Origin of the sequence: Bacillus sp. L381, from assembly GCF_030284525.1 — a bacterium.
Lineage (GTDB): Bacteria > Bacillota > Bacilli > Bacillales > Bacillaceae > Bacillus > Bacillus amyloliquefaciens.
Map to the genome: position 1 here is coordinate 881,633 of NZ_CP127224.1, position 17,044 is coordinate 898,676.

A 17,044-nucleotide genomic window follows, 5' to 3' on the forward strand; every position below is an offset into this window, starting at 1 on the left:
TGGACACAAGAGGCTCTTATTCTTCATGGGATAAGGGCCTTTTTTCGTTGTCAGGCGGTAAGGGAGGCGGCGATTGTATGCTTTTCCGGCAGCATTTTAAACCTGTCGATATTCACGGTCATCTGCCGTACAGCCTTTATTTCGGCAAAAACGATAAGACATTTTCCGATTATAACCAAGAGCGTTCAGAAAGAATGAATCTTACCTGGGATTTTCCTGATCCGCGTGATGCTGATGGCGATGACGGAGAAATCCCTTTGATGACAAGATGGGAGAATGAATTAAATAAGTACGGCATCGATGTGCTGAATTTTTTAACAGCGGAGAGCAATGACCGGATGGCGGCGTTTATTCAAACCAATCCCGCGAAATTTACCGGATTTGCATATCACCCTTTGGAGCGGGAAGATGCGTATGAAGAACTGAAAAGAGCGGTTGAAGAGCTCGGTTTGAGAGGATATAAACTGTTCGGTCCGCTGACAGACATCGATTTTCATGACCCTTCGCTGAAAAAGCTTTGGACGTATCTGGCTGATAAAAGGCTGCCTGTACTCATTCACTTCGGGCTTTTAGGGAGAGCCGGGGGCATTGTCAGCCACCGCAACATCAATCCGCTCTCCATCTATCGCGTCGCGAGAGAGTATGCTGATATACCGTTCATCATTCCGCATTTCGGCGCCGGATATTATCAGGAACTGCTTCAGCTGTGCTGGAGCTGCCCGAATGTGTATATTGACACGTCCGGCTCAAACCAGTGGATGAGGTGGATGCCGTATCCGCTTGATTTGGAAATTCTGTTTCGCAAGACATCCGAATTAATCGGTGCTGAACGCATCATCTTCGGGACGGATTCAAACGGTTTTCCGCGGGGATATGTATACAGATATCTTCAGGAGCAAGTCAGGACCTGCCGGGAAATCAATATGCGGGAAGAAGATATAGAAAAAATTTTCGGAAACAATGCGCGAACATTATTGAAAATCACCCGGCCGCAAAAGGAAGCAAATACGTGATACAGCTGATGCGCTCTTTGGCAGGTAAATGCCGGGAGCGTATTTTTAATTCATATAAAAAACAGTTGACAAGTCGGAATAATTTGAATTAACATGATATTCAAATTTAAAAACTAACGGGCAGCCGATCGGACCGCCGAAGGCTCCCATCTCTACAAGCAATCGGAGATGGGGGCCTTTTTGTTTTTCGAGCGATGCGGCAGAAAGAGAGGGGAAGTCAGATGGCTGTAACCATCAGCATACAAGAAAAAGCATTTGAGCATGAAGGCCGGAAAACACCGGTGCTGAATGATATTGAACTGTCAATTGCATCGGGAGAATTTTTGACTGTGATCGGGCCGAGCGGATGCGGCAAAAGCACGCTTTTAAAATTGATTGCCGGGCTTGATACCGATTATGAAGGCTCTGTCAGAATAAACGGCCGCGAAGTGTCGGGACCGGGCATCCGGCAGGGATTTATCTTTCAGGAGCATCGGCTGTTTCCCTGGCTGACGGTAAAACAAAACATTGCTGCCGACCTCAATATTAACGACCCGGCTGTTCGGCAAAAAGTGGATGATCTGATTGAGGTTGTCAGGCTGAAGGGAGCGGAGAACGCTTATCCGCGCGAATTATCCGGCGGCATGTCGCAGCGGGTCGCCATCGCCAGAGCCCTGTTGCGTGAGCCGGAGGTGCTGCTTTTAGATGAACCGTTCGGAGCGCTTGACGCCTTTACGAGAAAACATTTGCAGGAGGTGCTGCTTGATATATGGCGCGAGAAAAAAACGACGATGATTCTGGTCACGCATGATATTGATGAATCCGTTTATTTAGGCGATAAGCTGGCGATTCTCAGGGCAAAGCCCGGCCGGCTGCACAGTCTGATGCCGATTCAGCTTCCGCATCCGCGCAATCGTACGTCAGCTGATTTTCAGGACGTCAGGCAGAAGGTGCTATCTGAGTTTGAGAAAACGGAAGACCTCCGGTTTGCGGATGGTTCCGGAATATAGAAGGGACGAAGCGAAATGAAAAAAACCATCATTCTTTTAGCCGCAGCAGTCATGATGTTAACCGGATGCAGTGCCGACGGAGCGGGAGGGAACGGGAAAACGGCAAAAGAAATCCGGATCGGCATCCAGCAGAGTTTAAGCCCGCTTCTTATTGCAAAGGAAAAAGGCTGGTTTGAAGAGGCCTTCAAAAAAGACGGAATAAAGGTAAAATGGGTCGAGTTCCAAAGCGGTCCCCCGCAATTCGAAGGTCTTGCTGCCGATAAGCTTGATTTTTCTCAGGTCGGCAACTCACCGGTCATTTCCGGTCAAGCGGCAGGAATTGATTTTAAAGAGATCGGGCTGTCCCAGGACGGGTTAAAAGCAAACGGCATTCTTATAAACAAAGACAGCGGGATTCAGAGCCTGAAGGAATTAAAGGGGAAAAAAATCGCCGTAGCCAAAGGCAGCAGCGGCTTTGATTTTCTCTATAAAGCTTTAAATAAAGCCGGACTTTCCGCCGATGACGTCACCATCATCCAGCTTCAGCCTGATGAGGCGATTTCCGCTTTCGAAAACAAATCAGTTGATGCGTGGTCCGTTTGGGAGCCGTATTTGTCGATTGAGACGCTGCAGCACGGCGCGAAAATGTTGGCGAACGGAGAAAGCACAGATTTATATTCTCCCGGTTTCACGTTAGTCAGAACCGGATTTTCCAAAGAGCACCCGGATGAGGTTGTCCGTTTTCTGAAAGTGTTCAATAAGGCAGTCACATGGCAAAAGGAACATAAAGATGAAGCTGTCTCCTTATATGCGAAAATCAAAAATCTTGATCCATCAGTCGTCAGAAACGTGCTCAACAATACTGAGCCTCTCAATGAACCGATCAATGATGATATAGTCAATGCCCAGCAGGAAACCGCGGATTTTCAATATCAAACAAAGGCGATTCAAAAGAAAATTGATGTAAAGGACGTTGTCGACAATTCATTTATCCAAAAGGCGCTTGAAACGGGGGGCGGTAAGTAATGAAAGCAGAAGCATCAACGGCTGCCGGCGCAATAAGCCAATCAGAAAAGAAAGTTCCGGCAAAGTCCCGGCGGTATTCATACCAATGGATGAAAGGGGTTGTACTCCCGGCTGCGGTCATCGCGGTATGGCAGCTTATCGCAAGTCTGGGCATCGTCTCAGCCACGGTGCTCCCGTCTCCTGTCGTCATTTTGCAGACTTTTCAGGAACTTCTTCTGTCAGGAGAGCTTTGGGGTCATTTAGAGATCAGCTTATACCGGGCGGCTGCCGGATTTCTGCTTGGTGCTGGCCTCGGACTTGTTTTCGGGCTGCTTGTCGGTTTCTCAAAACGGACGGAAGCCTATCTTGATCCGTCTCTGCAAATGCTCAGAACGGTTCCGCACTTGGCTGTGACTCCGCTGTTTATTTTGTGGTTCGGATTTGATGAGACTTCAAGAATTCTGCTGATCGCATTAGGGGCTTTTTTCCCCGTATATATTAATACGTTTCTCGGAATCCGCGGTGTGGACGCGAAGCTGTTTGATGTCGCAAGGGTGCTGGAATTTAACTGGTATCAACAGATGACGAAATTGATTCTTCCGGCCTCCCTGCCGAATATACTGCTCGGCATCAGGCTCTCTCTCGGTATTGCATGGCTCGGACTTGTGGTGGCGGAACTGATGGGGTCGAGCGAGGGCGTCGGCTATATGATTATGGATGCGAGACAATTTTCACAGACAAATAAGGTGTTTGTCGGCATTATCATTTTTGCGGCTGTCGGCAAGCTGACAGATGCGTTGGTCAGAATGCTCGAACGGAAACTATTAAAATGGCGGAACAGTTATGAAGGATAAGCGATTAAAAAAGGAGAGATTCTTATGGAAATTCTTTGGTTTATTCCGACGCATGGAGACGGCCGGTATTTAGGGACGCAAACGGGAGGGAGAACGGCGGATCATCTTTATTTTAAGCAAGTGGCACAGGCGGCAGACAGACTCGGGTATACGGGGGTTCTGCTGCCGACGGGGAGGTCATGTGAAGACCCGTGGCTGACGGCTGCGGCTTTAGCGGGAGAAACGAGGGATTTAAAATTTTTAGTGGCGGTCCGCCCGGGATTGATGCAGCCATCTGTCGCCGCGAGAATGGCGTCGACAATGGATCGGCTCTCAGACGGCCGTTTGCTCGTAAATGTCGTAGCGGGCGGAGACCCTTATGAACTGGCGGGAGACGGCATGTTTATCAGTCACGATGAACGTTATAAGGCGACTGAAGAATTTTTGACCGTCTGGCGCGGACTCATGCGGGGCGAAACGGTGACATATGAAGGGGACCATATTAAAGTGGAAAACAGCAATCTGCTGTTTCCGCCAAAACAGGCACCGCATCCGCCATTATATTTCGGCGGGTCATCACAAGCGGGAATTGAGGCTGCGGTGAAACATACAGATGTGTATTTAACATGGGGCGAGCCGCCGGAGCAGGTAAAAGAAAAGATTGAAACCGTTAAAAAACAGGCTGCCAAAGAAGGAAGGACGATGCGTTTTGGCATCAGGCTTCACGTGATTGTCCGGGAGACAGAAGAAGAGGCCTGGGAAGCAGCTGAACGATTAATCAGCCATTTAGACGAAGAGACGATTGCGAAAGCGCAGGCTGCGCTGCGACGCGCTGATTCTTCAGGACAAAAACGGATGGCCGATCTTCATAACGGTGATCGGACGAAGCTTGAGATCAGCCCGAATCTCTGGGCCGGCATCGGGCTGGTCAGAGGCGGAGCGGGCACGGCGCTTGTCGGTGACCCGCAGACCGTCGCTGATCGTATTTTAGAGTATCAGGCACTAGGCATTGAGTCGTTCATCTTTTCTGGCTACCCGCATCTGGAAGAAGCTTATTATCTGGCTGAGCTTGTTTTTCCGCTTCTGCCGTTTCAGAATGAGCGGACTAAAAAACTCGAGCGCAGACTGGGCGAAGCAATGGGCAACGACCATTTTGCAAGAGAGAACAAGGCGACGGTCTGATGATGATGGATAGCTGCCGGCGGTGCGCTTTCAGCGGATTCATTTCCGGAGAAATGCCGGCTGATGCGAAACTGCGAAGAGGAGGCGGGTGAACACCTGCCTTTTTATGCGTTTAGCTTGCATGATATTCTTATGGATGATACTATTAAAACGGAATCATTACGATTTGTTGGAGGAGTGCTGAAATGGCTAAAAGATCAAAAGCGGTCAAAGAACTCAAGCGGCAGAAGCTTGTTGAACAATATGCGGACATCAGAAGAGAATTAAAGGCAAAAGGAGACTGGGAAGCGCTGAGCAAACTGCCGCGTGATTCTGCTCCGGCCAGGCTTCATAACCGCTGTGCGTTGACGGGCCGGCCCCGCGGATATATGAGGAAATTTAAACTGTCCAGAATCGCATTCAGGGAGCTGGCCCATAAAGGCCGGATTCCCGGGGTGAAAAAAGCGAGCTGGTAATATAAAAAACTCCGGGTCTGTTACGAACCGGAGTTTTTGCCATGCCTATGAAAAGTGAAAACATAAGCTAAATGCTGAATCATCATCAGAATGAAAATCAAAAGAATCGGAAAAAAGGGAAGATGCGGCTGAATAAGCGGATAAAACAAAAGCAGAACGGCTGCGGCCGGCAATGAGAAATAAACGGCGATATACGAGGAACGGCATGCTTTTGCCGTCATCATCCGTTCTCTTTCATCCTGTTCCTCAAATTCATCGGGCACAAGCCTGTGCTGTTTGCCGTTCCGTTTTTTCTTTTCAGCATAGATATACAGTGCGGCACAAACGGCAAACAGCAGAAATGGAGTGATATCCAGCTTAAATGAACCGCTTCCTTCCGTCTGGAAAAACTGAGCGACCTGCGGTATTGCTTCCATAAAGGAAATAAGTGTCCAGCAGGCCAATCCATAGAGAGCAAGGTGAAAACACGCTTTGCTTTTTAAACTCATTTTTTCTCCTCCTCCAGCCAGAATACTTCCTCCATCGTCAGAGAGAAAGCCCGGCAGATGTTAAGCGCCAATAAAAGTGAAGGCACATAATCTCCTTTTTCAATCGCTGCAATCGTCTGTCTGGTGGCTCCGGCTTCTTTTCCGAGCGTTTCCTGAGAATAGCCGAATCTGGCTCTCAGCTCTTTTACTTTATTTTTCATCATCAGACGTACCTCAAGTTTTCTTCTTTTTCATATTGTATGAGATTCTTAACAAAATGTAAACTCAACTTAACATGTGGACAAATAAAGAATTTTTTTCGACAAATTTTTTAACATTCCCTTGACGAAAAATAAATAAACATGTAACATTAGAAACATCAAATCGGTACTGAAAAAAGAATTTTGATGCGGGTGTAGTTTAGTGGTAAAACCTCAGCCTTCCAAGCTGATGTCGTGAGTTCGATTCTCATCACCCGCTCCATACATACGTTATTAACGCAGTGTTTCGTTTCTCTGATAAACGAAGTATTGCGTTTTTTTATGTGAAAAAAGACACGAAAGGCGTGTCTTTTTATGAAAGCCAAGAGACGGTATGGGTGCCTCCGTGAATTTGTTCAAACATATTGGTTAAGGATGATAACAGCTCTTCGGCCGCCTCGGCGTGAAGCGAAGGCGGGAAAAAGATCAGCTGCAGCATTTTCTTCGTATCGGACGTGACGGGGCGGGTATTGATATGTCCGGTAAGGCTGCCAAAAACGCCGTCCGGGTCGGAGAAGGCCAGTACGTTTTCTCTTTCACCGATCGTAATGGAAATCGGTTCATCGATGTCTGCGGCATCATACGCCATGATGGGCAATGAATATTTCAAGGAGAAAAAAAGTATGGTATCATGGGCTGAATTCACACTTTCGGCGAATCGTTCCCGGGAAATATCGCCGAGCATAAGTTCCATCGGCGTTTTTTGTCCTGCAAAGGCGGGGCTGAGCTGTTCCATTATACGCGCCCATTCTTTCACAAAAGGCTGTTCATCTATGCCGCCGTCTGCATAATCAAAGTAAAGCGATTCTTGAAATAAACGGAGGCGGCCTTTCAGCATTTGCGGGGCGGGCCCGACTTCGATCTGTTCATATAATACGGCTGCCGCTTTGATCCCCGGCACCCGTTCAGCAATAAGAGGATCTAAACTGATGTTCAATTGTGTTCACTCCATTTCGGGATGGTAAAACTCTATTATACCCGGGCCGGAGTCTGATCACAAAGAAAGGAGGCTGTGCAAAAAATGAATATCCATAAACTGAAAGAGGAATTAATCGAATACGCCAAAAGCATCGGAGTCGACAAAATCGGGTTTACGACGGCTGATACATTCGACAGTCTGAGAGACCGGCTGATTCTTCAGGAATCACTCGGCTATTTATCCGGCTTTGAAGAACCGGATATTGAAAAACGGGTCACACCGTCTTTGCTTCTGCCGAAAGCCAAATCGATCGTCGCCATCGCCCTTGCCTATCCTTCCAAAATGAAAGATGCGCCGAGGAGCACGAGGGACGGCCGGCGCGGCATTTTTTGCAGAGCTTCCTGGGGAAAGGATTATCATGACGTGCTGCGGGAAAAGCTTGATCTGCTGGAGAATTTTCTCCAAAGCAAACATGAAGATATCCGCACCAAGTCAATGGTGGATACAGGAGAATTGTCCGACAGGGCCGTGGCTGAACGCGCGGGAATCGGCTTCAGCGCCAAAAACTGCATGATCACCACACCTGAATACGGCTCTTACGTATATCTTGCAGAGATGATCACAAATCTGCCTTTTGAACCGGATGTGCCGATTGAAGATATGTGCGGCTCATGCACGAAATGTTTAGACGCATGTCCGACCGGCGCACTCGTCAATCCCGGACAGCTTAACGCCCAGCGCTGTATTTCATTCCTTACCCAGACAAAGGGATTTTTGCCGGATGAGTTCCGCACGAAAATCGGAAACCGCCTGTATGGCTGTGACACGTGCCAGACGGTCTGCCCGATTAATAAAGGGAAAGATTTTCATCTTCATCCGCAGATGGAGCCCGATCCGGAAATCGCAAAGCCGCTGTTAAAGCCGCTTTTGACCATAAGCAACCGTGAATTCAAAGAAAAATTCGGACATGTATCAGGCTCATGGCGCGGCAAGAAGCCGATTCAGCGGAATGCCATTTTGGCGTTGGCCCATTTCAAAGATGCCTCGTCTCTTCCTGAATTAACGGCCTTGATGCACCAAGACCCGCGTCCTGTCATCAGGGGAACGGCCGCTTGGGCCATCGGGAAAATCGGTGATCCGGAATATGCGGTGGAATTAGAAAAAGCGCTTCATAAGGAGCAGGATGAGGAAGCCATACAGGAAATTAAAAAGGGACTGGAACTGCTATCGGTTTCTGATAAGACTAAAACCGGCCAGTCCTGACATATGTATAGAGAAAAAGCACTTGGCCGGAGTTCAAGTGTTTTTTCTTTATAAAAAAGTATGGTGGGTGGAGCGCTTGAAGCATATTATTGAAGATTTAGCGGAGGCCCGGCTTCATTATTTAGTCAACGGAACCGAGATGAGGCAGAATGGACCGGCCGGCGATCTTGAAGTCCTGACGAGAAAAAAAGAGCTGCTTGAAAAACGGAAAGTTGACATTGTTAAAGCGAAGGCGAAAGCCGTCATTGTCAACAGCAGTCTTGAGGACGACGGCACGTTATGCGTATTGTACACGATTCATTTCGAATATTTGTGCAAGGAGCAGGACGGACATCTTTATTTAGAAGAGCAGATTGAGGAACGGACTGCATTTCTCTATGATCAGCTGCTGATTAAAGATAGGGAAGTAAAGAAGAAACCGGCCGGATTTTCTGACGGAAACAGCGTAATCGAATATGAGCGGAGTGAACGGGAAGATTTCGGGAGGGCATTTCAATACGACCGTCTGGCTGCCGTTCAGTACGCGGAAAAGTTTTGGAATAAACGAAACCCCGCTTATAAAAATTTCAGCGACAATTGCACAAATTTTATTTCGCAATGTTTGCATGCCGGAAAAGCGCCGATGCGCGGGCATCCGAACAGAGGCTCAGGCTGGTGGATGAAGCAAAGTTCATGGAGCTACAGCTGGACGGTCGCGCATTCCATGAAGATGTATCTGGCTCAATCAAAGGCCGGTCTTCGCGCGGTGCAGGTGTCAAGCGCCGAGGAATTGATGCCCGGGGATGTGATTTGCTATGATTTTGAAGGGGATGGCCGTTTTAATCATACGACGATTGTCGTCGCAAAAGATAAAAGCAATATGCCGCTTGTCAATGCCCAAACGTATGACAGCAGAATGAGATATTGGTCATATGAGGATTCAACGGCGTATACTCCTTCCATCAGATATGCGTTTTTTCATATTACGGATGATACGACAAAAGAGTAATTAATGATATAATGGTGGGCGGAATAAAAAACAGAGGTGAACATCGTGGCATTACATGTCGTTTTATATCAACCCGAAATCCCGGCCAATACGGGAAATATCGCACGTACTTGTGCGGCAACAGACACAACGCTTCATTTGATCCGCCCGCTCGGATTCTCAACCGATGATAAAATGCTGAAGCGCGCCGGACTCGATTACTGGGAGTTCGTCAACGTCGTATATCATGATTCATTGGACGAATTATTTGAGGCATATGAGAACGGAAAGTTTTTCTTCATTACAAAATTCGGGCAAAAGCCGCATACATCGTTTGACTACTCAAATACGGAGGAAGATTTTTTCTTCGTATTCGGCAGAGAAACGAGCGGACTTCCGAAAGAATTGATCGAAAACAATATGGACCGCTGCCTGCGTCTTCCGATGACCGAGCATGTGAGATCATTAAACCTGTCCAACACTGCCGCGATTCTTGTTTATGAAGCGCTGCGCCAGCAAAATTACAGAGATTTGACCTGAGAAAAAACCGCCCGGACGTGGGCGGTTTTTTTATTTAGCCGGGGTTCATGACAATTTTATATTTATAGGCTTAACAAACGTAACAGTGTTATGTTACAATGTTTTCATCAAAGGAGCTGGATTTATGGAGGAACAACTGATTTCTAAAAAAGAATTACTTGAAGAAACATCAATCTCATACGGACAGCTGTACCGCTGGAAGCGGAAAAATTTAATTCCTGAGGAATGGTTTATCCGAAAATCAACGTTTACAGGCCAGGAAACATTTTTTCCGCGAGCGGAAATATTAAAACGTATCTCAAAAATACAGAAAATGAAAGAAAATCTGTCTTTGGATGAAATGAGGGAAATGCTGTCTCCGCAAATGGCTGATGTCAACATAACGTCTGCGGAGCTGCTTCAAAAAGGGCTGATTTCAAAGGCCGCTCTGCAAGTTTACGGAGAAGGCGGCGTGACATTTACGGCTCGCGCGCTGCTGTCTTTATATGTGCTTGAAGGGCTTTTGCAGTCGGGCAATATCAATCTTGACGAAGGGAAAATGGCGGCAGAGGTGCTGAAAGCGTATGAGGATTCCGAGCTGAAAGCAAATACGGAGCTCGTCATGCTCCGAAAACTCGGCGTAACGACGTGCTTCATCTCAGACGCGGAACATATTCTGTTTGAACCATCTGTCAAAGTGGTTGAACGGGTGGCGCTTGCTGCGGCATCAGAAGAATTAAAAACGAAATGGATGCAGGAGGACCATCAATGGAAGTAACAGATAAATTAGTTATCAACGGTTCAGGAAGTTCAAAAGGAGGCCGTTTTCATACGGTGGAGATCAACGGAAGCGGCACGGTCTCGGGTGATGTGGAGTGCACGAGCCTTTTGTTTAACGGCAGCGGAAAAACAGACGGGAATGTCAAGACGCAAACGCTGACGATCAGCGGTTCGGGGAAAATTTCCGGCAGCGCTGAAGCCGAATCCATCCGTATCAACGGAACGGGTGTCATTAAAGGTGAAGTCAAAACGGAACGGCTGAACGTCGCGGGATTTTCATCTTTCGGCGGCGGTGTGAAAGCTGATGATATCTTCATATCCGGGAAAGCCGGAATCGAAGGCGATTGCGAGACAGAGACGTTCCGTTCGGAAGGCAAATGCAAGATCGGCGGCCTGCTCAACGCCGATGAAGTCAGTATGAAGCTGGCGGCGGGTGAGAGCCATGTGAAGGAAATCGGCTGCCGCCATTTGAAGGTGATAAGCAGAAAAAGCGTACTTACGCGTTTTAAACTGATGCCGGCTCCGGTGCTGACCGCAGAGCTGATTGAAGGTGACATCATTGACTTGGCGGACACAAACGCGCAGACAGTTCGCGGGAAAACTGTGCGGATCGGCGCGGGATGCATCATTGAGACGGTGGAATACAGCGGCGATTTTACATGTGATCCTTCCGCTTCAGTAAACAAAGTCGTGAAAATATAGGAGGAGCTGCAGTGGAAACAACAAAAAAATTGAGTCATTTAAAAATGTACGGAGCCGGACACGCGGCCGGAGGCTCCTACCAGAATGTAAGCATTAAAGGAGAAGGGACTGTCGGCGAAGGACTTCGAAGCGAACGCTGCCGGATATTCGGTACAGGGCGTTTTCTCGGAGATGCCGAAACCAACCGGCTGAAAATTTTCGGAGAGCATGAGGTTGAAGGAGATTTATCGGCCCGTTCCGCAAATGTGATCGGCACGCTGAAAGTCGGCGGCTCTATGCGTTTCACCCGAATGAGGCTGAAAGGACTTGCTGAGATTTCCGGCAGTGCCGCTGGAGAGCAGTGCCATATAAAAGGCAGTCTCACCGTCAGCGGGGATTGCGAGACGGAGCAGCTTCATGTAACCGGCTGTATCAATGTGGCGGGATTGTTAAACGCGGGAGACGTAAACATCCATTTGCGTTATGACCAAAGCAAAGTCAAAGAAATCGGCGGCACATCGATTACGGTCAGACGGAAACCCGGTCTTCTTAAACGGAAAGCGGGAATGCTTTCTGCTAAATTGATTGAAGGAGACACAGTTTACCTCGAATATACGGAAGCGGACATCGTCAGAGGAAAGCATGTGGAAATCGGCCCGGGGTGCAAAATCGGAAAAATTGAGTATCAAACAAGCTGTAAAACACATGAGAAATCAACTGTCCAAGAACACATTCAAATATGAAACATTGTTATGTTGTACAGGAAAGGGTGCTCTTCATAAGGAGCACCCTTTTTGCCGTTATTCGTTTTCAGGCTTGCTGTCGTAACCCGCCGTAAAAATGGATACTAAAAAAGTGAGAATGACCCCCAGTAAAATGATCGTTTTCATCATTTCTCCTCCTCTTTGCTTTTCCATTTGCTGTCCGAGTCTGGATGAAACTGTATTTCTTTCATTATGAATGGTGCACAGGACCCTTGTCAATGACCGCCTTAAAACGCCTTTATTTTTAAGAAACGAAAAGCATGTATTTCACATCACCGCATAGATTGTAACAAAGTACCTTATTTCTAGTGCATTAACCATGATAGAGGAGGTTCTTATGGATATATTAAAGAAAATTGAAAAGTACAGAGAGGAAGAGCACCGTCTCAAATGGGAAGGGACGTTCGCTGATTATTTGGAGATCATAAAAGAAAATCCATTGGTCGCGCAGTCTGCTCATTCTCGCGTTTTTAATATGATAAAAGACAGCGGAATCGAGGAGAATGACGGTAAAAAGAAATACAGCTTTTTCTCGAAGGAGCTGTTCGGCCTTGAAGAATCTCTGGAACGTCTCGTGGAGGAATATTTTCACCCGGCTGCCAAGCGGCTCGATGTAAGAAAACGGATTTTACTATTAATGGGACCCGTCAGCGGCGGGAAATCAACCCTTGTCACCATGCTGAAAAAAGGGCTTGAAGCCTATTCATTGACAGACAACGGCGCAGTTTACGCCATCAAAGGCTGCCCGATGCATGAAGATCCTCTCCATCTCATTCCCCATCATCTGCGCGAAGACTTCTACAGAGAATACGGGATCAGAATTGAGGGCAGCCTGTCTCCGCTTAATGTCATGCGGCTTGAAGAAGATTACGGCGGCAGAATTGAAGATGTAAAGGTTGAACGTATTTTCTTCTCGGAGGATAAGCGTACCGGAATCGGAACCTTCAGTCCGTCCGACCCGAAATCACAGGATATTGCCGACTTGACGGGGAGTATTGATTTTTCAACAATTGCCGAATACGGCTCGGAATCAGATCCGCGCGCCTATCGGTTTGACGGAGAATTAAATAAAGCAAACCGCGGAATGATGGAGTTTCAGGAAATGCTGAAATGCGATGAAAAATTTCTGTGGCACCTTCTGTCACTCACGCAGGAAGGGAATTTCAAAGCCGGACGGTTTGCGCTTATCTCAGCAGACGAATTGATTGTTGCGCATACGAACGAAACGGAGTACCGCTCGTTTATTTCCAATAAAAAAAATGAAGCTCTTCACTCCAGAATCATCGTGATGCCTGTTCCTTATAATTTAAAGGTGTCCGAGGAAGAACGGATTTATGAAAAAATGATTTCTGAAAGTGATGTTTCTGACGTTCACATCGCCCCCCATACATTAAAAGTGGCTGCGATGTTTTCTATTTTAACCCGGCTGAAGGAACCGAACCGGTCCGATATTGATCTCGTCAAAAAAATGAGGCTCTATGACGGAGAAAGCGTTGAAGGTTACAATTCCGTTGATCTGGAGGATATGAAGAAGGAATTCCACGATGAAGGAATGAGCGGAATCGACCCGCGCTATGTCATCAACCGCATTTCCTCAACGATTATCAGAAAAAATATGGAATCCATCAATTCGCTTGACGTGCTGCGTTCATTAAAAGAAGGACTTGACCAGCATCCTTCCATCTCTGCCGAGGACAAAGAGCGGTATATGAATTTTATTTCCGCCGCCCGGAAAGAGTACGATGACATTGCCAAAAAAGAAGTGCAGAAGGCGTTTGTCTATTCATATGAAGAATCCGCTAAAACACTCATGGATAATTATTTAGATAATGTGGAAGCGTACTGCAACAAAAATAAGCTCCGCGATCCGCTGACGGGAGAAGAAATGAATCCTGACGAAAAGCTGATGAGATCCATTGAAGAGCAGATCGGCATTTCAGAAAACGCGAAAAAAGCGTTCCGAGAAGAAATTTTAATCCGCATATCCGCCTATGCGAGAAAAGGAAAACGCTTCGACTATAATTCACATGAAAGACTCCGTGAAGCGATTCAGAAAAAGCTGTTCGCCGACTTAAAAGATGTGGTGAAAATTACGACTTCAACCAAAACGCCGGATGAGCAGCAGCTTAAAAAGGTCAATGAGGTAGTGGCGCGGTTAATAGATGAACACGGCTATAATTCGACAAGCGCAAATGAACTGCTGAAGTATGTCGGAAGCTTGTTAAACCGCTGATGCTTGATTTATGAAAGGCCCGTCCGTATAAGGACGGGTTCTTTTGTCTGTTTTTCGCAATTGTTTGTCAATTGGAGAGTCCGTCCGGCATAAGATAAGAATAAATCTTTTCGCCGGACTTGTTTCATAAACAGGAACAAGCCGGAATACACATGTAAAACGACCATAACGGTTAAGGAGGGGAATTCATGTCCCGTAATGACAGCGGAAATTTTTTGATTTCAGAGGAAGACTGGTCCCTCCATCGCAAAGGCTTTGACGACCAGCAGCGCCATCAAAAGAAAGTACAGGAAGCGATAAAAAACAACCTTCCGGACCTTGTCACTGAGGAAAGCATTATTATGTCCAACGGAAAGGATGTCGTGAAAATCCCGATTCGTTCGCTTGATGAATATAAAATCCGTTATAACTATGATAAAAACAAACATGTCGGCCAAGGTGACGGTGACAGCGAAGTCGGCGATGTCGTCGCAAGAGACGGCGCAGATAAAAAGCAGGGGGCCGGAAAAGGCCAGGGAGCCGGCGATCAGGCAGGCGAGGATTATTATGAAGCGGAAGTTTCATTGATGGATCTGGAAGAAGCGCTGTTTCAGGAATTAGAACTGCCGAATCTGCAGCAAAAAGAAAGGGACAATATCGTCCATACCGATATCGAGTTCAATGATATCCGGAAAACCGGGCTGACAGGGAATATTGATAAGAAAAGGACGATGCTGTCGGCCTATAAACGAAACGCCATGTCAGGCAAGCCGTCGTTTTACCCGATTTATCCGGAAGATTTGAAATACAAAACATGGAATGATGTGACGAAGCCGGAATCGAAAGCTGTAGTATTAGCCATGATGGATACAAGCGGTTCGATGGGCGTATGGGAAAAATATATGGCGAGGAGCTTCTTTTTTTGGATGACACGATTTTTACGGACAAAGTATGAAACGGTTGAAATCGAATTTATTGCCCATCATACGGAAGCGAAGGTTGTGTCTGAAGAAGATTTCTTTTCAAAAGGCGAGAGCGGCGGAACCATCTGCTCCTCCGTATACCGGAAGTCTCTTGAATTAATTGATGAAAAATATGACCCCGCCCGCTACAACATCTACCCGTTCCATTTCTCAGACGGAGATAATTTAACTTCGGATAATGCCCGGTGCGTAAAGCTTGTCAATGACATCATGAAAAAATCGAATCTGTTCTGCTACGGTGAGGTCAATCAATATAACAGGCATTCCACACTCATGTCCGCCTATAAAAATGTCAAAGATGATAAGTTTAAATATTACATCCTGAAGCAGAAATCAGACGTATTTCAAGCGCTGAAAAGCTTTTTTCAAAAAGAGGAAGCGGGTGTAAGCAAAGCATCGTATTAAACATAAAGCCGAGTGAAGAATCGTGCGGCTGCGATTCTTCGTCCGGCTTTTTTTAATTAAAAATAAAGAGAAAAAACGGCATAAAAAAAATCCTTAAAAAATGAAACTTTTCTCTTTACAAACCTTCTTACATTTATTAATATTTTATCTTGTGAACTATTATTAAGGGAATGAGGTGAAAATACGGTGATTGAATCAGAGCTTGCTTTGCTCAGTTTTGAACAGCTGTTTGATACTTCCAGATCGATTTACAAAAAGCAGAAAATGATTCTGGAGACAGTTCTGGAGCCTTATGATATTACAGTTCTGCAGTATCTGCTGATGTTCAAAATACATAAGAGCAAAAGCACGCAGCTTTCAAGGCTGGCTTTGTCGCTTGATCTGAAACCGGCGTCTGTCACGAGGATGACCGATATTCTGTATAAGCGCCGCTTAATGGATCGGAGCGACTATCACGACGACCGGCGTGTTGTTATGATTCAGTTAACCGAAGAGGGGGAAGAACTTCTACAGAAAGCTGCTGTTCAATATGCCGAAAAAGCGGCGATCTTATACCAGCAGCTCAATACCGCTGACATGCAGTACCTGCGCAAGCTTGCCGAAAGTTTAACGAAGCTTGCAAACGGCTGTGCAATGAAAAACGGTAAATAAAAAAATCCCCACATATTTTTATCATCATTCCACAAAATGATAGAGGAAGAAACGAAAGGAGAAAACAAAATGAACAGAGGACGTTTAATTCTGACCAACATTATCGGTTTGATTGTTGTTCTTGCAATTATAGGCGGAGGTGCTTACTACTATTATCAAAGCACGCACTATGTAAAAACCGATGAAGCGAAAGTTGCCGGCGACATGGCTGCTATCACAGCTCCTGCTGCGGGTAAAGTAACTGACTGGAACCTTGACGAGGGGAAAGAAGTAAGTAAAAACGACGTTGTTGCAAAAATCAAAGGACAGCAAAATGCTGACGTAAAAGCCATCATGGATGGAACAATCGTGAAAAATCAAGTGAAAAACGGCCAAATGGTGCAAGCCGGTACGACAATTGCCCAAGAAATTGACATGAAACACCTTTACATCACTGCGAACATTAAAGAAACAGACATTAAAGACATTGAAGTAGGAAACAAAGTAGATGTCGTTGTGGACGGAGACCCGAATACAACATTTGACGGAACTGTAGAAGAAATCGGTTATGCGACAACTTCAACTTTTGATATGCTGCCTTCTTCAAACTCAAGCGGCAACTACACAAAAGTAACACAAAAAGTTCCTGTTAAAATTTCACTTAGCAACCCATCTGACAAGGTGCTTCCTGGTATGAACGCATCTGTAAAAATCTCTGAATAATACAGATCAGTCATC

19 protein-coding genes and 1 tRNA gene are annotated in these 17,044 nt (G+C 46.3%); 17 read left to right on the plus strand and 3 right to left on the minus strand.

Features of this window, described 5'->3' with window-relative positions:
- Positions 1-77 precede the first annotated feature (77 nt).
- The 6 genes from QRX25_RS04355 to rpsN all read left to right on the plus strand — a co-directional run bounded on the left by QRX25_RS04355 (position 78) and on the right by rpsN (position 5,456).
- Positions 78-1,013, plus strand: a complete 936-nt coding sequence (locus tag QRX25_RS04355) for an amidohydrolase family protein (RefSeq protein ID WP_212100747.1) — start codon at positions 78-80, stop codon at positions 1,011-1,013.
- Positions 1,014-1,234: 221 nt separating this feature from the next.
- The gene (locus QRX25_RS04360) at positions 1,235-2,002 is read left to right on the plus strand and encodes an ABC transporter ATP-binding protein (RefSeq protein ID WP_212100749.1); all 768 of its coding nucleotides are present in this window, start codon (positions 1,235-1,237) and stop codon (positions 2,000-2,002) included.
- A 15-nt stretch (positions 2,003-2,017) separates the two neighbouring features.
- Positions 2,018-3,007, plus strand: coding sequence for an aliphatic sulfonate ABC transporter substrate-binding protein (locus QRX25_RS04365; RefSeq protein WP_212100753.1), 990 nt, complete (start codon positions 2,018-2,020; stop codon positions 3,005-3,007).
- Entirely contained in the window at positions 3,007-3,840 is an 834-nt protein-coding gene (locus QRX25_RS04370; protein WP_212100756.1) for an ABC transporter permease, read from the plus strand. The genes QRX25_RS04365 and QRX25_RS04370 overlap by 1 nt, the downstream gene beginning before the upstream one ends.
- A gap of 24 nt (positions 3,841-3,864) precedes the next feature.
- A complete protein-coding gene (gene ssuD, locus QRX25_RS04375; RefSeq protein ID WP_212100759.1) occupies positions 3,865-5,001 on the plus strand; it encodes an FMNH2-dependent alkanesulfonate monooxygenase in 1,137 nt (378 codons plus the stop codon).
- 185 nt (positions 5,002-5,186) lie between these two features.
- The gene (gene rpsN, locus QRX25_RS04380; protein ID WP_065981007.1) at positions 5,187-5,456 is read left to right on the plus strand and encodes a 30S ribosomal protein S14; all 270 of its coding nucleotides are present in this window, start codon (positions 5,187-5,189) and stop codon (positions 5,454-5,456) included.
- 20 nt (positions 5,457-5,476) lie between these two features.
- Here the strand turns inward: rpsN and QRX25_RS04385 are convergent, their stop codons facing one another.
- Positions 5,477-5,944 carry a hypothetical protein gene (locus QRX25_RS04385; protein ID WP_212100761.1) on the minus strand — a complete coding sequence of 156 codons (468 nt, stop codon included), beginning with the start codon at positions 5,942-5,944 and terminating at the stop codon, positions 5,477-5,479.
- Positions 5,941-6,144: a helix-turn-helix transcriptional regulator gene (locus QRX25_RS04390; RefSeq protein ID WP_065522029.1), complete on the minus strand. Its 204-nt coding sequence runs from the start codon at positions 6,142-6,144 to the stop codon at positions 5,941-5,943. The genes QRX25_RS04385 and QRX25_RS04390 overlap by 4 nt, the downstream gene beginning before the upstream one ends.
- 188 nt (positions 6,145-6,332) lie before the next feature.
- On the opposite strand from QRX25_RS04390, the gene QRX25_RS04395 reads away from it, so the two are divergent.
- Positions 6,333-6,406, plus strand: a tRNA-Gly gene (locus QRX25_RS04395).
- A gap of 90 nt (positions 6,407-6,496) precedes the next feature.
- On the opposite strand, the gene QRX25_RS04400 is transcribed toward QRX25_RS04395, so the two are convergent.
- On the minus strand, positions 6,497-7,120 hold the full coding sequence (locus tag QRX25_RS04400; protein ID WP_212100763.1) for a hypothetical protein: 624 nt from the start codon (positions 7,118-7,120) through the stop codon (positions 6,497-6,499).
- An 84-nt stretch (positions 7,121-7,204) separates the two neighbouring features.
- Between QRX25_RS04400 and queG the strand changes: the two genes are divergently transcribed.
- The 10 genes from queG (at position 7,205) to QRX25_RS04450 (ending at position 17,029) form a co-directional block, all read left to right on the plus strand.
- Entirely contained in the window at positions 7,205-8,365 is a 1,161-nt protein-coding gene (queG, locus tag QRX25_RS04405) for a tRNA epoxyqueuosine(34) reductase QueG (RefSeq protein WP_065981010.1), read from the plus strand.
- A 76-nt stretch (positions 8,366-8,441) separates the two neighbouring features.
- Positions 8,442-9,353: an amidase domain-containing protein gene (locus QRX25_RS04410; protein WP_065522030.1), complete on the plus strand. Its 912-nt coding sequence runs from the start codon at positions 8,442-8,444 to the stop codon at positions 9,351-9,353.
- A gap of 36 nt (positions 9,354-9,389) precedes the next feature.
- A complete protein-coding gene (trmL, locus tag QRX25_RS04415; protein ID WP_101605566.1) occupies positions 9,390-9,872 on the plus strand; it encodes a tRNA (uridine(34)/cytosine(34)/5-carboxymethylaminomethyluridine(34)-2'-O)-methyltransferase TrmL in 483 nt (160 codons plus the stop codon).
- A gap of 124 nt (positions 9,873-9,996) precedes the next feature.
- The gene (locus tag QRX25_RS04420) at positions 9,997-10,629 is read left to right on the plus strand and encodes a YhbD family protein (protein WP_212100765.1); all 633 of its coding nucleotides are present in this window, start codon (positions 9,997-9,999) and stop codon (positions 10,627-10,629) included.
- Positions 10,620-11,333 (plus strand): polymer-forming cytoskeletal protein, encoded by a 714-nt coding sequence (locus QRX25_RS04425; protein ID WP_249199292.1) that lies wholly within the window; start codon positions 10,620-10,622, stop codon positions 11,331-11,333. Before QRX25_RS04420 ends, QRX25_RS04425 begins: the two co-directional genes overlap by 10 nt.
- A gap of 11 nt (positions 11,334-11,344) precedes the next feature.
- On the plus strand, positions 11,345-12,055 hold the full coding sequence (locus tag QRX25_RS04430; RefSeq protein WP_212100769.1) for a hypothetical protein: 711 nt from the start codon (positions 11,345-11,347) through the stop codon (positions 12,053-12,055).
- A 358-nt stretch (positions 12,056-12,413) separates the two neighbouring features.
- On the plus strand, positions 12,414-14,309 hold the full coding sequence (prkA, locus tag QRX25_RS04435) for a serine/threonine protein kinase PrkA (RefSeq protein ID WP_065981014.1): 1,896 nt from the start codon (positions 12,414-12,416) through the stop codon (positions 14,307-14,309).
- A gap of 188 nt (positions 14,310-14,497) precedes the next feature.
- Positions 14,498-15,676 (plus strand): sporulation protein YhbH, encoded by a 1,179-nt coding sequence (gene yhbH / locus QRX25_RS04440; protein WP_065981015.1) that lies wholly within the window; start codon positions 14,498-14,500, stop codon positions 15,674-15,676.
- 186 nt (positions 15,677-15,862) lie between these two features.
- Entirely contained in the window at positions 15,863-16,327 is a 465-nt protein-coding gene (locus tag QRX25_RS04445) for a MarR family transcriptional regulator (RefSeq protein WP_212100771.1), read from the plus strand.
- Positions 16,328-16,363: 36 nt separating this feature from the next.
- Complete coding sequence (locus tag QRX25_RS04450) at positions 16,364-17,029, plus strand: HlyD family secretion protein (RefSeq protein ID WP_014471640.1); 666 nt, start codon at positions 16,364-16,366, stop codon at positions 17,027-17,029.
- Positions 17,030-17,044: the final 15 nt, after the last annotated feature.

Excerpts from the sequence above, each read along its gene's own strand:
- QRX25_RS04355 (WP_212100747.1), top strand. The coding sequence starts at position 78 with ATGCTTTTCCGGCAGCATTTTAAACCTGTCGATATTCACGGTCATCTG.
- QRX25_RS04360 (WP_212100749.1), top strand. The coding sequence starts at position 1,235 with ATGGCTGTAACCATCAGCATACAAGAAAAAGCATTTGAGCATGAAGGC.
- QRX25_RS04365 (WP_212100753.1), top strand. The coding sequence starts at position 2,018 with ATGAAAAAAACCATCATTCTTTTAGCCGCAGCAGTCATGATGTTAACC.
- QRX25_RS04370 (WP_212100756.1), top strand. The coding sequence starts at position 3,007 with ATGAAAGCAGAAGCATCAACGGCTGCCGGCGCAATAAGCCAATCAGAA.
- ssuD (WP_212100759.1), top strand. The coding sequence starts at position 3,865 with ATGGAAATTCTTTGGTTTATTCCGACGCATGGAGACGGCCGGTATTTA.
- rpsN (WP_065981007.1), top strand. The coding sequence starts at position 5,187 with ATGGCTAAAAGATCAAAAGCGGTCAAAGAACTCAAGCGGCAGAAGCTT.
- QRX25_RS04385 (WP_212100761.1), bottom strand. The coding sequence starts at position 5,944 with ATGAGTTTAAAAAGCAAAGCGTGTTTTCACCTTGCTCTCTATGGATTG.
- QRX25_RS04390 (WP_065522029.1), bottom strand. The coding sequence starts at position 6,144 with ATGAAAAATAAAGTAAAAGAGCTGAGAGCCAGATTCGGCTATTCTCAG.
- queG (WP_065981010.1), top strand. The coding sequence starts at position 7,205 with ATGAATATCCATAAACTGAAAGAGGAATTAATCGAATACGCCAAAAGC.
- QRX25_RS04420 (WP_212100765.1), top strand. The coding sequence starts at position 9,997 with ATGGAGGAACAACTGATTTCTAAAAAAGAATTACTTGAAGAAACATCA.
- QRX25_RS04425 (WP_249199292.1), top strand. The coding sequence starts at position 10,620 with ATGGAAGTAACAGATAAATTAGTTATCAACGGTTCAGGAAGTTCAAAA.
- prkA (WP_065981014.1), top strand. The coding sequence starts at position 12,414 with ATGGATATATTAAAGAAAATTGAAAAGTACAGAGAGGAAGAGCACCGT.
- yhbH (WP_065981015.1), top strand. The coding sequence starts at position 14,498 with ATGTCCCGTAATGACAGCGGAAATTTTTTGATTTCAGAGGAAGACTGG.
- QRX25_RS04450 (WP_014471640.1), top strand. The coding sequence starts at position 16,364 with ATGATAGAGGAAGAAACGAAAGGAGAAAACAAAATGAACAGAGGACGT.